At 37.3% G+C, this 16,460-nt stretch carries 16 protein-coding genes; all 16 read right to left on the reverse strand.

Features of this window, described 5'->3' with window-relative positions; translation table 11 throughout:
- Positions 1–35: 35 nt before the first annotated feature.
- Positions 36–665, reverse strand: coding sequence for a hypothetical protein (locus CYJ37_RS23425; protein ID WP_101552246.1), 630 nt, complete (start codon positions 663–665; stop codon positions 36–38).
- A gap of 54 nt (positions 666–719) precedes the next feature.
- Positions 720–1,853: a PD-(D/E)XK nuclease family protein gene (locus CYJ37_RS23430; protein WP_101552248.1), complete on the reverse strand. Its 1,134-nt coding sequence runs from the start codon at positions 1,851–1,853 to the stop codon at positions 720–722.
- Entirely contained in the window at positions 1,850–2,164 is a 315-nt protein-coding gene (locus CYJ37_RS23435) for a hypothetical protein (RefSeq protein WP_101552250.1), read from the reverse strand. Before CYJ37_RS23435 ends, CYJ37_RS23430 begins: the two co-directional genes overlap by 4 nt.
- 269 nt (positions 2,165–2,433) lie before the next feature.
- Positions 2,434–3,675, reverse strand: a complete 1,242-nt coding sequence (locus tag CYJ37_RS23440; RefSeq protein ID WP_101552252.1) for a hypothetical protein — start codon at positions 3,673–3,675, stop codon at positions 2,434–2,436.
- A gap of 76 nt (positions 3,676–3,751) precedes the next feature.
- Positions 3,752–4,870 (reverse strand): DNA polymerase III subunit beta, encoded by a 1,119-nt coding sequence (gene dnaN / locus CYJ37_RS23445; protein WP_101552254.1) that lies wholly within the window; start codon positions 4,868–4,870, stop codon positions 3,752–3,754.
- Between the two features lie 120 nt (positions 4,871–4,990).
- On the reverse strand, positions 4,991–5,422 hold the full coding sequence (ssb, locus tag CYJ37_RS23450) for a single-stranded DNA-binding protein (RefSeq protein WP_101552256.1): 432 nt from the start codon (positions 5,420–5,422) through the stop codon (positions 4,991–4,993).
- 19 nt (positions 5,423–5,441) lie between these two features.
- Entirely contained in the window at positions 5,442–5,750 is a 309-nt protein-coding gene (locus CYJ37_RS23455) for a single-stranded DNA-binding protein (RefSeq protein ID WP_101552258.1), read from the reverse strand.
- Between the two features lie 13 nt (positions 5,751–5,763).
- Positions 5,764–7,152 (reverse strand): CHC2 zinc finger domain-containing protein, encoded by a 1,389-nt coding sequence (locus CYJ37_RS23460; protein WP_101552259.1) that lies wholly within the window; start codon positions 7,150–7,152, stop codon positions 5,764–5,766.
- A 722-nt stretch (positions 7,153–7,874) separates the two neighbouring features.
- Positions 7,875–9,068: a hypothetical protein gene (locus CYJ37_RS23465; protein ID WP_101552261.1), complete on the reverse strand. Its 1,194-nt coding sequence runs from the start codon at positions 9,066–9,068 to the stop codon at positions 7,875–7,877.
- A 652-nt stretch (positions 9,069–9,720) separates the two neighbouring features.
- Entirely contained in the window at positions 9,721–10,011 is a 291-nt protein-coding gene (locus CYJ37_RS23470; RefSeq protein ID WP_101552263.1) for a hypothetical protein, read from the reverse strand.
- Positions 10,012–10,158: 147 nt separating this feature from the next.
- Positions 10,159–10,788 carry a hypothetical protein gene (locus tag CYJ37_RS23475; RefSeq protein ID WP_101552265.1) on the reverse strand — a complete coding sequence of 210 codons (630 nt, stop codon included), beginning with the start codon at positions 10,786–10,788 and terminating at the stop codon, positions 10,159–10,161.
- Positions 10,772–11,227 carry a hypothetical protein gene (locus CYJ37_RS23480; RefSeq protein ID WP_101552266.1) on the reverse strand — a complete coding sequence of 152 codons (456 nt, stop codon included), beginning with the start codon at positions 11,225–11,227 and terminating at the stop codon, positions 10,772–10,774. Before CYJ37_RS23480 ends, CYJ37_RS23475 begins: the two co-directional genes overlap by 17 nt.
- Positions 11,228–11,563: 336 nt before the next feature.
- Positions 11,564–12,259: a hypothetical protein gene (locus CYJ37_RS23485; RefSeq protein ID WP_101552268.1), complete on the reverse strand. Its 696-nt coding sequence runs from the start codon at positions 12,257–12,259 to the stop codon at positions 11,564–11,566.
- A gap of 22 nt (positions 12,260–12,281) precedes the next feature.
- Positions 12,282–12,605, reverse strand: coding sequence for a hypothetical protein (locus tag CYJ37_RS23490; protein WP_101552270.1), 324 nt, complete (start codon positions 12,603–12,605; stop codon positions 12,282–12,284).
- Between the two features lie 602 nt (positions 12,606–13,207).
- A complete protein-coding gene (locus tag CYJ37_RS23495) occupies positions 13,208–14,158 on the reverse strand; it encodes a hypothetical protein (RefSeq protein ID WP_101552272.1) in 951 nt (316 codons plus the stop codon).
- 444 nt (positions 14,159–14,602) lie between these two features.
- Positions 14,603–16,459: a hypothetical protein gene (locus CYJ37_RS23500; protein WP_101552274.1), complete on the reverse strand. Its 1,857-nt coding sequence runs from the start codon at positions 16,457–16,459 to the stop codon at positions 14,603–14,605.
- Position 16,460 lies beyond the last annotated feature (1 nt).

The following is a 16,460-nucleotide window of genomic DNA, read 5'->3' on the forward strand; positions in this document are numbered from 1 at the left end:
TAAAAAAGCATGTGAGAGACACATGCCTTTGAGTACTAAGCCTTTAGATACTGTTCTTCCATAGAAGAGTCCTCTAAAACAAAGCTGTTATACAAAATTTCCAGAACTTCTTGTTCGTTTTCGTATCCGCGATTATTAAGAAAATCATTATAGACTAGTAAGAGATATTTATCTTTTTCTAACAATCTTCTCATTTTTGAAACTTGGAAAGTTAGAGATTGCTCATCATCTGTAATTTCAGTGGCCCTAAGGAATTTGAGAATAGCACAAAGAGAATTTTCCTCACTGATCCCTAATTCAATTATATAATTTAATTGGTCCTCATCCAGCTCTTCATAATTGTCCGTGTGTATGTACACCTCAAGCGTACCTTCATCACTTTGCGCTTCTAACATGACCAAAAACCCCAACTTGTCTTGTAACTTTTCTTCTAAAAACTCTCTTATTTTGTCTGATTCCCCTTCACAATGTTCATGTTCCAATACAATTTTGAAGGTATCTTTAATATAAAATAATTCACCATTTAAATCGCTTTTAGGGTAAAAGCCTAATACGCCCGCCTTCTCTTTCAGTAATTCAAATTCCTCAATTGAATTCTTATCAATTATTAGACCCCTGGATTGAAGCAATGAGATCATTTCTTGTTGGTTTAACATAAATTGCATCTCTATTTCCTCCTTAAAAAGTAAAATAGTTCATCAGTTTTACCGATGAACTACTTAGTTTACGTATTTAAATGAATTACGTCCTTTTGTATACGAGACGAGCTGCTGAAGCTCACCAGTCTGATCATTATTCAACCACTCTTCCAAAGTTGAAGATTTTGTACTTAAAAGGTCCTTTAACTTCAAGTTATTCCTATTGGCATAATCAATTAAAGCATCCAAATCTTCGCATTTAGGGTTGGGTTGGCTTTTATCCATCATCCAAACACCAGTACCAACTTTAACTGAGTCGTTATCTCCCACCCATTTCTTTAACCCGTTTTTCATGTTTTTAAGGGCCGTTTCCTGGGCTAACAGGTAAGATCCAATCTTTTCAGCTTCCGTTGCGTTAGAAGGGGCTCCTGTACCTGGCAGGTCACTAAGTAATCCACTTGCACATCTGGCTGCATACGGACAGTGCTCACATTTAGCTCGTTCCTTGCTCATTTCCCAATCATTCATATAGCCAGGATCTTTCGCTTCTATCCGGTTAATTTGGCGTACAATCCAGTTCCTAGCTTTAACTAATTTTTCCTCAGTTAATTCAACTTCGCTATCCTCTTCTACGCCCAACCTAGGAAAAACAAGTCGCCCTTTAAAGGTACTTCCCACATATCCTCTTATTTGCTGGAAAAGCCAGCCATAAATAGCTAATTGAATATGGTTTTCTGCTGAAAAGGAGCTCCAGCCGGTTTTGAAATCCCAAATATAAGTTGTATCGGTAGTAGGATCATCAATGATAACATCGACTATTCCGCGGATTTTTCCTCTTGTCGTTTTTACTTCCAACTCCATTTCAGAAGAGATTTCAACATATTCCCCTTTTGGTAATCGATCATATGCTTTCTTTAACAGGTTAATAAGGAAGTATGCCTTTTCTCCCTCAGGCAGCCCTCCATTCACTCCTATTGAATAATAAAGTGCTTCAGAGGGAGAGTAACCATCCCTGATCATTAATTCAATCGCAGAATGAAATATCTTACCTGTTTGCATGGGAGGACTAGAAGGATAAGGCAGTTCTAAAACATATTTATAATAGAACTGTCTTTCGCAGCCTTCAAACATAGACAATCTTGAGTAACTCCACTCCTTTTGACTGTTGCCAGAAACATAAACAGGTGTCTCTGTTTGTAAAGGATTTGAGCTCATTGCACTAACACCAGGGGTTCATCTTCCATTGACTCAGATTTCCACACTAACCTTGTTCCTTCATGACCAAAACCATAGTCTAATAAGATCGGAAACTTTAAATCAGAAATAAGAGGTGACTTTATCCTTGCGATCATCCAATTGAGGATAAAGTTTATCCCTTTAATTTCGCCGTTTACACCTGTAATTACTGGAACTACACTATACCCCGGATAATTTCCATCCTTCAGTGAAATCGTTGCAATAGTTTCACCTTCCAGTTTTGCTGAGTATACTGCAGTACCATTGTGATAAGTTGTTTGTACTAACAATGGAATTCCTCCTTAAAAAGTTTGTAGTGGAAGAACAAAAAAACGCTCTTCGAAAAGCCAACATTAAACTGCATAAGCAGCATTAACAGTTGTTCGCTTTTCGAAAAGCGCTTAGGTAAAAGTTCGATTTCTCCCGCTTGGGTGAAATATAACAGATTAATACTTATGAAGATATAGTATCACAAAAAGGAATTTGTATCCATAAGATGTTGTTCTTCAGCCTTACCAGAAATTGAAATAGGAGAGACCTCAGCCCCTCCCTATTTCTATTAGAAAACAAACATTAATTGTTCCTTATTTTTCCCTGTGGAATTAGCTAAAATAAATTCTGTTTTAGCCGCTGCTTCAGTTTGAATTTGATTAAATAGATTCATCATTGAATTTCCTTTTCGACTATCGATAAACTCTTTGTTACTTCTTATTATGCTTTGAATATTTTCCTGTTCCCTTTTAGGCATTTTCATATTAAAAGGAGGATTAGATATTGTTTGGTCAGGCATAATTTCTCTTGCCATAGCTGCAACTATTTCTATCTGTTTTTCCCTTTCAATTGTATTCCAAGGTTTTGCAAGTTCTTGTTCGTAATCATAAATCTTGTGTTTCTTCAAATTCAAAGGATGGAAGTACACATCTACAAATTCACTGCCCTCTAAAAAAATATTAACTGGAGCAATGAACTCTCCCGTGAGGGCATCCCCTTGATAAATTCTAGAATTTACATCAAATTCAAAGTATTTATTAATCCTCAATTCCTTTGGATCAGCATGAATACCGATGATCGGCCTTGGTACATAGATAACAGATGGTTTATAAAAGAACGCCTGGATTGCTGCGGCTCTTACCATTAAATGAGATAAGTCACTTGCGACAATATTTAAACTCTTAGAAGGAAGAATTAATGCTCCCGTACCTGTACAAGGATCATACATGAGGTCTGTTAATACCTTTTCCTCTTCATCCCCTTGTAACATCAGATTCATTGCTTTTGACAAAGAGAGCGGGGTCGGGTAATAATCTAATGCTCCAGATGAACCATTCTCGGCCAGAAATACACTCAGATAATCTGAAGGGAACTGGTAAAACAGAGAGAAGTCAAAGGTACGGTATAAATGCTCCCATGAATCCTTGTCCATATTAGGTTTTTCAAACCAAGCCAGTCCAATGGCATATCCAATCCAGGAGAGAAATTCATATGGTCGGACCCCTTTATAGGATACCGGTTCAAAGGATTTCTTTAACATCTTTTTAACTGCCTCATTTCCGCTTTCACTAATTGTTACATAAGGATAAGGATCCCCCTTTTTCCACTCCCCTTTGCCCAGGATAGTTAGCCATTTATACCAGTTTCCAAAATATAAAGTATCTGCAAGGAAACAGGTAGAGCGGGCCCAACCGAAACGATAGGAGTCCTCAACTGATTGCGGAAAGGCTGTCCAAAGAGGATGAGCCATCATTTCTTCCAGCTGCTGCTTCTTTTCAGGGGTTATGGGTTCAAAGTTATGATTTGTCATTTTATTATTCCTCCATTGGAAAAGGCGTACTTGTAGTACGCCTTAATATCATCTATTTGGTGTAAATTCAATAGTATTAGTTTGTTCTTACTGGCAGCACCAGTTGGATAAGTGACTGTTCTTCTTCAGATACGAATATAAACGGCCTTTGTTCACCTAAAAACTTAACCTGTATATGTTCAGTTCCAAATGCACTAAGAGCATCTAATACCAGTTTGTAATTAAAAGAAATCTTAAGATCCTCGCCTGTTACTTCAAAGTCTTCAAGGGTTTCTTCTACCTTACCTATCTCACTTACTGTCGAAGTAATATGAACTTGTTTATCCTTAATTTCTACTGTGACTACGAAGTTCTTTGGCTCAATAACTGCACAGCGCTTTAGGGCTTGCTCTAGCTCTCTGACTTTAAGTTTAAGTTGTGTTTTACTCTCGGTCGGAATTAGTCTAGAGGTATCCGGATATTTCCCATCTAACAACCGGGTATAAAAATTAAGATTGGAAGCTTTAAATAGGACCTGGTTATCGGTGATTAATACATCAACGTTATTCTTATTGCTTTCAATGATCCTTGACAGCTCTACAAGTGCCTTAGCAGGGATAGTCACCTGTCTTTCTTCTTTCAAACTGATGTTCATTTCTTTAGAAGACAGCCGGTGAGAGTCTGTAGCTACAATTTTCAAGACATCTTTAAAGCTTAAATTAACCCCTGTTAGGACGGGCCTTACTTCTGAAGTGGACACAGCAAATGCTGTTTGTTTTACTAAAAGCTGAATTTCCTCTGCTGTTAGCGAAACATCAGTCTCTCCTTCAATGGAAGGTAGCTTTGGATATTCCTCCGCCGGGAAACCATTGAGATTAAATTGTGATTTTCCGGATTTCAAGGAGGTTACATTCTTGGAATCAACAGTGATTTCTATGTCCTTTTGAGGCAGCTTTTTCACTACCTCATTCAAAAATTTCCCGTTTATAACAACGCTGCCTTCTTTCATGACGGAAGCCAGTTCTTCTCCATTCTTTTCTAAAGGGACGATTTTCTCTATCGAAATATTGGAGTCAGATCCAATTAACGAAATGGATTGCTTTGTAGCAGTTATCTTAATACCCGATAAGATAGGCAAAGACACTCGAGGTGAAATAGCTTTATATACATCACTTACTGCTCTTTCTAAAACTTCTTTCTGTATAGAGATTTTCATTAACTTTTCCTCCTAAAATCGTAATTTTTAGTTAAAATGGCAAAACAAAAAGCACATCTTAATATGTGCTTAAAGTACTCACACCCAGGGTGTGGCTTATATTAATCTGATATCGCCTATTTAAAAGGGCAGATCATCATCCGAAACATCTATCTGTCCTTCATTTGCAAATGGATCCTCCTGGATAGAATTGTCCTTTCTAGGTTCATTTTGTGATTTGGTTTCACTATTATTCTTACTATCTAGGAACTGAACTGAATCAGCCAAAACTTCAGTCACATAGACTCGCTTGCCATCTTGACCTTCATAGCTGCGGGTTTGTAATTTGCCGTCTACCCCTGCAAGACTTCCCTTTTTCAAAAAGTTTGCTACATTTTCAGCTGGCCGTCGCCATATAACACAGTTAATGAAGTCTGCTTCCCTTTCACCTTGTTGGTTGGTAAAGGTTCTATTGACCGCTAAAGTGAAAGAAGCCACCGGAATTCCATTTGGAGTGTACCTTAATTCTGGATCCTTAACTAAACGCCCTACAAGTACTGTTCGATTCATCATACAAATAGTCTCCTATCCCTTAGTTACTTTTCTTTGGTTGCTCTCCATACTCAACTTGATCAGCCCAAATCTCAAACTTAGTCATATTTTTACCATTCTCTTGGTAGTTACTTGACCGCCATTCCCCTAGAATTACTATCTTTTGACCCTTAACCAGGTAATTAGCACAAGCCACTCCTAGGTCTCTCCATACAGCAACAGGGAAAAAATCGGTCCTTTTATATTTACGGCTTTCTACTGCTAAGATAAAGGTACAAAGGGCTACATCGCCTTTATAGCTTAATGTTGGTTCCTTTGTAAGCCTTCCGGAACAAGTGAATGATTGCATACTGAATAGCCTCCTAAGCAACTTCGTATAGTTGCTTTAAGTCTACCAATTTTCGTTCTCCAGTGCGCAAATTGATTTGGAAAGGAAGTTTTCTATGCTGCAATAAATCATCAAGTCCTTTCCCATCTTTAATATCCCAGGTCCATAGCAATACTTCTATGCCTAATTTCATGACTTCTTTAGCAAATTCCGTCAATATATCAAACAACCGCTTCTGCTTTTGTTGGGATTTTAAAGAGTCATCCTCACGTTTCAGCGTATCCATATCGTAAGCTAAAATGAATTTTTTAGTTCCCCAATCTCTTAATAGTGGTATCACCGGTTCAAAGTTTCCAACTCCAGGTATACCAATGAGCACAACGTTCAACAAATTTGCTGAAACTTGTGCTTTATGTTCACCTTCTGTGGCAATTACTACCGAAACATTATGAATGTCCGCTAGGTCAGTTCCAACTTCCCAAACTTTAAGTTGAGAAACAGGAGGAGCAATATGTAGCGGTGCCCCACTACTAACACCATTCTTTCGTAAAAGAGCCGTTTTCGTTTCAATAGCTGTATTATCTGTACTGGAAAACCAGATATATTTTGGCTTTCCTGCAGGCCGCTTAACTCTTAAGCGAACAATTCGCGAAAACCTATCTCTTACTGGTATGAAGTAACCGCCTTTGCCAGAAGATAGAGTCCAAACCCAATATCCCCTGCCTTGAGAATCCTCTTCTAATAATTCGGGTGGATATTGAGTAGCCAAGTTAGGAGGTATCAATCTCTGAACAAAACCTGGCACTCTAGCTATCGGGTAACCTTTAGCAATTAGTTTTTGAAGGATGGGAACTAACTCCTCTGGAGAAGGGACCGATCGTAAGCTCAAACTAACTACATCTTCTTTGGAATATCTCCTTTCCTGGAGCCATTCCACTGCATGCTCCTGTCTAATTGGGCATAAAGATAAAAATGCTCGATAGACTTGATCGCATACTTTGTCACTCAAAGGTTCCAATTCAACGATTTGCTTTACCCGGGGCCTATACTGTTTCTCTGACTTCACATAGCTTCCATCATCATAAAGTATGGGTATCCCTATTAGCTTTGCTATTTCCTCTATAATCTTGGGAAACGCCTTTTTATCCTCTAAATTGGTTTTGTCATACCCCCGTCCATACTCGTGCCAAAAGTAATAACTAAATGCACTTGAACCGCTCGCTTCACAAGCAAAACACTTAAAAAGGTTCTTGTTTGGTTCTATAAACGTGTTATCACTTACTCTGGCTTGATGTCCTGGGTTTGGGCATGGGATCTGGTATTGCTTTCCCACCCTTTTAGTATGGACACCTAAAGCGTCTGCTAGATCCAGAATGGACACAGCATTAACTTCTTCGATTGTTTGTTCACTTATTCTAGCCAAAAACAATCTCCTCCTTAAAAAGTTCTTCTTCAGGTAAGTTTGAGTGAAAAAAAAAACACTCCTTCAAGAATCAATTAGCATTTTCCATTAGAAAATACTTTTGATCACTTCAAGGAGTGCTTTTAGCTCAAAACATATCCGCCCGCCTGGGTGGATTTTACATGAAAGAAATATTTTATAAGGATAGTATAGCATAATTTTCTTCTAAATAAATATATAAACCTTATCCTTTAATATCTTAATTTTTGAGATATTAATCTAAATCTCTTTAGAAATTTCCATTCTGTCTGTAGAAATACAGGAAATATTAGTAAAGCTTCATTTTTAGTTATAAAGATAAACAAGTAGTGATGATAAAAAATCAGTAATTAAAAATAAAGCGGTACTTCATGGAGTCGTTTAGCCTTACTCTCTCTAAGCGTCATGGACAATTTAGTTGATTAAAGAATCGAAATTTCAACAACTTAACAGATCTTTATATAAAGAATCCCCTATCTTCACAACTGGAATAAAATAATACTCACAATTGAACAACCATAATAATGGATTATCCAGAAATCCACAAGAATGCACTCGTAATCAAGGTTATTAAAAAAAGCACCCAATTACTGTTAAATTCAACGTAGAAGGTGAATTTGACAGCTGGATGCAGTACAAAATTAAGATGACCTCAGAAGGTGGATGTTTAAATAAATGGGAAAAAGCCCTGTCTTATGAAATTTTTAAACAAGGCTAGTTTTGTTATTCTGTTGTATGGTGAGCGGGTATGTTCCATGATCCTGGAAATAAGAAGTACCCATATCAATTTTATCTTCAAGAGATATATGTATTTCTAAATAGTTTTTAAATGTTTGTATAAATGTCCTCCGCATATAGCCGCCAAGACTTTTGATTCTAAACCTAGGGTCCTTTGCCTTTTGGGCGGTATAGTAGTCTGTCAATAATCTCAGTGAGTCCTCAAATATGTTCCTAATTATCCTATTTCTTACTTTAAGTGGTTGAGAAGAATACTTCATTATTTTAATTACTTCTTGCTTAAATGCAGCCATAATGTCTCGTATGTCTTTATTCCTCTTTGGAATTTGGAAATGATCTAGCTTTGAAATGACTTCTTTCCGTAGTGACGCCTCCAGTGTTTGAGTCTCAAGTTCATCCTCTTCTGAGTGCACCATTTCAGGGTTAATTTTGACCTTGAATTTCCGAATAACAATTTGGATGACATTGTTCTTCTTAGTAACTGCTACTCTATCTTTGCTAGGTATTCTTTCACTATAGCCCTCAGCCTCGAACACAAAGAGGGTTTTCACGGCTTCAATAAATTGTCGTACTTTGAGAGCAGATTGTTTGGTTTTAGTTTTCAATGTATTCATCGTGTACTCTTTGGACACATTCACAATATCTTCAATTGATGAATTTTTGCTGTTTTTAATTTTGTTACCAATGGCACGTGTAATTGCATTAAATAAATCTAACAATAAAAATAGTCCCGCGCTATTTCTCGATGATACAAGAGACTTTAAAACTGGATCTTTTAGGAGTTTATAAGAAACTCGAAAGTAGCTTAGCTTTACCCCTTGTGCAGCAAGTTCCGGAGAATTCCATCGATCAAAATTTGTAATTTGATAATAAGGTTCACCTGCAATGATGATTTCCTTAACCAAGCCTCTTGCAAAAAGAACTTCTCTACCTGAGTGAATAGTTGTGTAAGGGATTTTCGTTGAGTTAGCCCAGGTAGATAAAGACAGTTCCTTTGCATTCACTCTGCCAAAGTCATCTGCTTTAAAATGAAATAGTATATAGGTTGCAATGGCAGCTGCAGAAAGAGGCGAACGCTCATGTTCAGCTTTTAATAGGTCCAGGCCGGCTTGAAAAAACTTTACACCATTTATAGAGTAATTTTGTCTTTTTTTATTCATGAGGTTCCCCTCCTTCCGTGTCAATATATGTAACTTTTTAGCTATAAAATGCCTAAATATAGTAACTTTAAATCATTGCAACTTATATTAATAATCGCTATAATAAAGATATAATTAAAAGAGACAATAAGAAAGACGCCCTCAAAGGTGTTATTTTTTTGAAGGTAAGTTAAATATTTTTTAAGGTAAGCTAAGCTAAGTCTCTTATTATTCACTCACTTGTTTCATCATCAGAATTAATTTGTTGGTAGCAAATTAATTCATCGCTCGTCCGTTCAAAATTGGTAGTTTTGAAAGGACCTCCACTTTACATTTCAGCTGATCGTTGGTAGCGATCAGCTTTTTACTTTTTGTAAAAAGCTTTTTGGGCAAATAAAAAACGCATTCATTTTTCACCCAGAAAGAATCGGAAAAGAATACGTCAAAAAGACCTCTCTAGAAAAGTATACACCTATCCCCATAAGAGATAGACTTACCCTCTAGCTCCCGATAACTAACTACATTCTATCATAATTGTCTTATAATGTGAAAGTGAAGTTTTTAAGTTCAAATGTGTTGACTATAGTACTTAATCGTTATATAATCGACTTAATTTAATAGTACCGATAACTAGCAGAAACCCTTTCCTTCCCAGGTGAGGGTTTTTTGCTGTTTATGAGGCTTTTGCCAGCTGCAAGACTATTCCTATCAAGTGATTTAAACTAGAGTACATATGGCTATTACGCGTTAGCTGCTGTGCCTCATGCAGCACCGTATAAAAATCCTTTCGCGGAGAGTTCTCGTAAGCTCTATTAAAAATTTCATCAGTTTTCATAAGAGCAAGGGAATCTAATCCCTGGTTTAATTGTATAGCCTTGAAGGACTTAATAAGCTGGTCTTTGGTGATATCCTTTTGGTGAACATTTATATGAATTCCTAATTCCGCTAGCTTTCCAGGCAGCATTTTTACCCACCCCATTTTTTTCAATAAAAAAGGACACACTGGTAGCGTACCCAGTGTGTCCGGTCCTTCCGGATCACAAATTCCATATTAAAGATGCTTTAATTATGAATAATAAGGCTCCCTTTGTCAAGGGTACCCTGCACGGCTTCACATTCTTTCTAACTTCAGCAGAATGGCTTTCATAACGGACATAGAATTCCCTTTTTGCTTAATCTTATCTAAAAAATCAAGAAATAAAATGGCAAATAGTTCTTCAATAACAATGTCCTGATCCCCTAAATAGGGTGCCAGGTCATGGAGGAAGATTTCTCCTCTTAAAATAAAGGAAGACTTTAATCGGATGGTCACATAGGCTATTTTCTCTTTTTTTGGTTTGACTGGTATTTCTCTCTCTACATTCTCAAAGGAAAACAAGTTGGTTTGGATCTGCTTTAAAACCCTCTCGGTAACTTGAGGTTTTTCCAGGTATTTCTCTTTGCAGGCGGCTAAGAAACGAGCCATTGATTCAAATTCAGTTCCCTTTTTTATTTGAGTTAGAAAGTCATCGTATAGGAGGCTTATTAAATGCTCTACCGTAAGCATTATGGGACTATCATCTTCAAATAGATCATTAAAGTCTTGTACAAAAACTTCCCCTCTAAGGAAATCATAATAAGGAAAAGACAATTCTAAATAACGTGATTGTGTTGTAAAAATAAAGTCAAAGAACCCCTTTTTTTGGCCATAGCCCTGTATCTTATCCTGCAGAAGGTTCCATTGGCTATATGATTTTTTCAATGTCCCCACTCCTCTGCAGCCATTCAACCCCGGCTTTCATCATTAGATATACCACTTTTCGATCTGAGAACCCTTTACTTATCCCAATGCCATATGGACCTCCGAGTTGCTTGTATTCGTATATGCGTAAATTAGTATGCATGTAGCGTTTTGAGTCTTTATAGGGGATTTCCCAGTCCACCATATCAAGATTTTTAAGCATATGCCGAAGAAGTAAGGTATTAAATTTTGTTTGAGACAGGGGTTTCCGGTACTTCCTTTCATAATAAACGCCTGCTTGCTTACAATATGTTCTCAATTTCATATAAAAAATATGCTCAACTGAAAACTTCACGTTCTTTGTTTTATCTGAACGCTCCGCTCTTGTTTTAGGTTTGGTAGTAGATATTTTAACTTGGGAGCGGGATATTTCATTAAATAGAGGGTTTATCGATTCCATCATACTCTCCTTTCTCACGGCCATTTTTCCACTTTCTAATAATATATAGGATGCTCAGACCTGTTAGAACTGGTTCTGGTATATTATTAGGTTCCTTTGTTCATAATGGATAAAAACAAATATAAGGGATGGATTGTTATCTATGAAAAAGAAAAAGATTGAAGAGAAGGTAAAGAAACAGTTTGCAGAAGCTATGGTTAAGTCACAAAAAAAGTTGGGGTTAAAGGTAGTTAAGGTTAAAATTAAGTGATAAGAAAAAGGCACCCCGTGGGAGTGCCTTTTGAAGTATTTATTCATGAGGTGAATGACTGAAAATTTTAGTGGGTACCTGGAGGGTTAATATCCTGAGTTACATGGATCTATAGATGCAGGAACAATTCCTGTTGAGCGTATGAAACCCGTGTAATTCGAGTACTGATAAAAGTTTGTATTATAAGCTCTTCTACAAGTTGTATAGTCCCGATCTGCATCGGCATAATTGTACCTTTCCCAATAGACGGTATTTAAATCTAATCCTTGAAAGGTCATTGCAATAGAAAGAACAAGCGCAGCGCCAGCTGGTATTTGCATAACAGTTGCAAGAGCAGCGGCTATAATTGTAGCATTAGCATATTTCCAGGATGAATTCCCTTGTGTAGTGGATATGTACTCCCACTTAGTAGCTTGTAAGGAAATACCAGAAATTGAAGATGAATTTTTATCCACAGTTTCAACAGATTGACCGAAAACTTCTCCATCTAAATAAATAGTTTCTTCAACTATTTCCATCTTGTGAATTTGTTTACCATCTTCTGACAGTATATACTGAACAAATGCTCCATCTTCAATTACAGATTCGATATATTCAATTTTTCCAGTATCTAAATATTCCACTTTAACTTTTCCGTATGTTTCACTTAATTCAAGTTGAGTATATTGCACTTGATCATCACCGTAGACTACCTTTTCTGAAGCAGCTGCTGTATTTAAATTTATAAGATTTAGAAGCAGAATAAAAATTAGGGAAAGGGAGAGTGGTTTTTTAATTTTCATAGTTCCTCCTAATAACCTTTTTTTAACTACTAGACACCTTTTTCCTTTTTATTTTTATCGTCCAATCTACAATCATTAAGGCTAAACATATGAATAGACTCAATTTAAATAGAACTCCTTGTTCGAGGTAAAAATAGAAAAGGACCGCTAACAATCCAAAAAACAGAGAGAGAACCATCACTTTTGACATGCCGCCCAATAAACCGCCTACTAATCCTAGTAGTATAGCTATCAACAATCCAATAAAAATAAAGCTTTTATTTTCTGGCTGAAAGTATACGGTAAATAGTACAACCAAACTGAGAATATACCCGCCCCACTGCATGACGGAAGATAAGATCTTCATTAAATCACTCCTCCCCTATAATATTGATGCATATTCGAAATTGGTTAAAATATTAACACTGTCTTAATGAGATGTAAACGTTAATTAAAACCATTTTCGAATTATTCTGAAAAAATTATAGGGATAAATCTCTATAAGTGAAAACGGTTTCATACATTCTCAGCACGAACTGGTTTACTGAGCCTCAACCTTCCATCAATCACTCCTTTCCTTACCTTTGAAATATTCTGTATATAGTAGCTCATTACCTTTGTGTGTGTGTTGGGAAAAATTGCAAAAAATCTCATTGAATAACTGTTATTTTTTTATTTTTAAATTTTTCATCGCCCTATTATGGGCAGTTCTGTGCGAAAATGTTGGGAAACTTTACAAAAAAAGAATAACCTTCTTCCATAATGGAAAGGTGATTTTCGTTTATGGCCTACTTCCTTTTCTGTCGAATCCTTTTCACCTGTTTTTACAACTCCTTGGGTATATTTTGTTCCACGATTATTGCTATCCAGGATACATGACCTCGACTGTTAGGTTTAAAGGTAGTTAAGGTGAAGATCAAGTGAGAAAAAGAAAAAGGCACTCAGCAGGAGTGCCTTTTAAATGTATTTTTATCGATTTTTCCAAATATCAGTCTCTAATGCACCAGAGAGTCCTTGTATTAGTCGGTGGAAATGTGGAGCTCCCTCATCAGGATTGTTAAGAGTGGTCTTCTCAATAGCTGCTTTGGCTGCAGGGTACAATTCATCAAAGAGGATTCTAGCATTGGATGTACCCAGGTAAGAAACGCCCAACGCATGAGAAGGTACTGATGTTGCATCAATAATTGACATAGAGGATCCAAGTAATCCGTTGCTCTTCAAGGGCATGGCTCCGTCAGTAGCGTCTTTATAGGCGATTAATCCATCTAAACCATTTTCTGCTGAGGTAAAGAATGAAGATTGTGGATTCTGGGCTACACCTGTAGAACCCATCCCTGCGATTGCTAAGCCCATTACAGACCAAGTATCGTATCCAACGTGCATGTCACATTTTTCATCTCTTGAAATGCCCCCTACTAACCAAAGGCCATTGCTTAATTGGGTGTCTCTAACATACATAGAAAAATCAGTCATTACACCTCTATACGGATTGTCTTTTCCGCCGACATGAAGGGCGTATGATCCTAAACCTGCAGCTGCTACTGCAAAAATATTATTTGATGAGTTTGACCTGAGAACAGGGCCACACGAGGACATATCAGGATTAGTGAAAAAATCAGAATTTCCAACTTTATGAGTATTTCTAGCATTCTCCAAAGCTTTTAGTAAATCATTCATTGTGGCTTTATATTCGCTTTTTTTAGTTGCGCTAAGGTCTAGAAATGCATAAGCTTTTGAAAATGCCATTAATAGCATTCCGGTATCCGGTGATTCAGTTGCCCCTAAATACCATCCCCTGCTATCGCGTGTCTTGCTCAATTCCATCCGGGCTTTAATGTGATCAAGTGCAGCAATGGCATCGCTATTTACTGTTGGTGCTAGCGGATCGCCTAACTGAGCCAGTCTACCACGGAGACTCACTAGAAAGATCGCGTCCTGAGCGGCTCTAAAGAAACCAGGACTATCACTTCCCTTAGATCCAACTCCATTATGAGCGCCTCCTAATTTGGTAGCATCAATATGCTTTCCAGACTGAAAATACTGGCGATAAATTTCTTTGGATTCGCTGACTACGTTAACGGATGCTGCTTGAGATTGTGAAGGGAACGATAGGCCCGATCCAATAAAATGCAGCTAGACAAATAAACAGAAACTTTTTAATTATATGACCTCCATTTTCAAATAATTTACATATAATGTAACTTAGTGGAAGTTAATTGTCTAATGATAGCGGACGATTGTATTAAAATAAATAAAAAGTCATAGTTCATATTTACTTGTCAGATTGCTTGCTAAATAGAATTTTGTAAATAATGATAAAAAAATAACCTTCCCCAATTATGGAAAGGTTATTTTTTATATAGTCTACTTCCGTCTTTGTCGAATAATCCTCTTCACCTGTTTCTGCAACTCTTTGGAAATATTCTGTTCCGCGAATATTGCTCTTCCAGGATACATGGTCTTCACTACATCCATAATCTCTTGTTTTGGTTGGCCGACAAACAGGCATAAGACATCTATTCCGCTTTTCTCGGCTTTCTCAACCATATTTCTGATAGTAAATGGATCTTCATCTGGACCAAATATAGGGATTCCATCAGACAGCATAATGAGTATTCGGATGTTCTCCTCTTTTGCTGATATTTGATTAATGGCCCATTGCAATGCTAGTGTATCGCGGTTACTGTATTCTTCCTGAATGCCGCCTAAGCAGCTCTTTTCATCATCAGAAAAACGATCTATGTTGGACTTAATGGGATAAATAATTGAACCATCATCTATCTCGGTGAACGCAAATGCATTGGATGGAACATCGGCCTCTACACAAGCCTCTAAAAGGAGCTGTAGGGCATTCTTCATCTCGTCAATTACAAGCGTGCCAGAGGGCAGCCTAAGCCCCGTAGAACCGCTTATATCCATCATAAAGGATATAAATGCATTATCTTTAGGTGTTCCTTTATACTTTTTTTGAAAAACATTGTTATTTTGACAATGTATTGCCTTCCACGCCTGGTTAGGTCTGAATCTGCCGCTCCTTACATTTTTTCGTAGGGTATCTACTTCTCCTTCTAACAACTGCCTAAAAACTCTCGCTGCAGGTTTTATAAAACGACTAATTTCTCGGTGGGTTGTATTAAATCTTTGAATATCTCTCCGAGGATATGGCTTAATTATTACCTCTTCTCTATTGGTTTTCTTTAAGGATGGAATCTCTATACTAACCATTTCATTTCTCTCATCAAAATCCATTACATCATTATTAATATCTTCCACATCTTTTTCCATCTGTCTTTTTTCAGATTTTAAAAGACTAGAAAAATCAGGTGGCTGGTCATCATCTTCAAAGGTTTCTTTATTCTCTTGCTCGTCTTGAGCGGAATCGCTGCCGGCTGAGTTGTCAATAAGAACCAGGACCTTTTGGGAATTATCTTGTGTTTCTTGAGCGTCTCCCCATTGTTGATGCTCATCATGGGCATCAGAGTGATATTGAGCGGGAGGATTTTCTGGAATCTCATTATTCAAATCCATCCAGTTAATCAATGTTGGCCAAACCGTTATCATGATATCGGAAACGATAGAAAGACATTCACTGGTAGAAGGTGCAATGCGCAGCTTATTGATTTGTTCTTGTACTGAGTCTACCAGTTCTTTGGATTCTGGCAGCCACCCTTCTAGATCTTTCATTCCTAAGACACGAGAGGCATAGGAATCCTGGAAGTCAACAACAGGATCCTGTCCGATTCCTGCTCCGCGAATGCCAAACCGCCATTCATAATTACAGAAATCAACATAATCCTTAAAGTCAGGGAATTTCTTCACTGAAAGGTTCTCCATTCGTCCATCCAGTGACATATTTCCAAAATACTGTAACCAACGAATAGGATACTTAGGTGTCATTGTATTTCTCCAGTCATTTAAGCTGGAAGAGCTGTTTTCCTTTAACCATTTAGTGTAGTCCTCCAGGAAATCGAACTCAATATGGCCTCTTTCGTGAAAACCGTGGGCCTTTCTAAGGATTCTACATTCTTCTGGTGAAAAATCTCGATGGTTCGGTGTTTGGATATCATATTTAACCCAAATAGTTTTTCCATCTGTATAGGAGGTGGAGTCATCGGTCCATAAAAAGCCGAAATTTTTTCCACCAAATAATAAACGAAGAGACCGCTTTAAGCGATCTCCTTCCCGTTGTTTCATTTTCTCCTGTCGTAAGGTTAACTTCATG

It is taken from the genome of Bacillus sp. UMB0728 (assembly GCF_002858875.1).
Taxonomy (GTDB): Bacteria; Bacillota; Bacilli; order Bacillales; family Cytobacillaceae; genus Bacillus_AB; species Bacillus_AB infantis.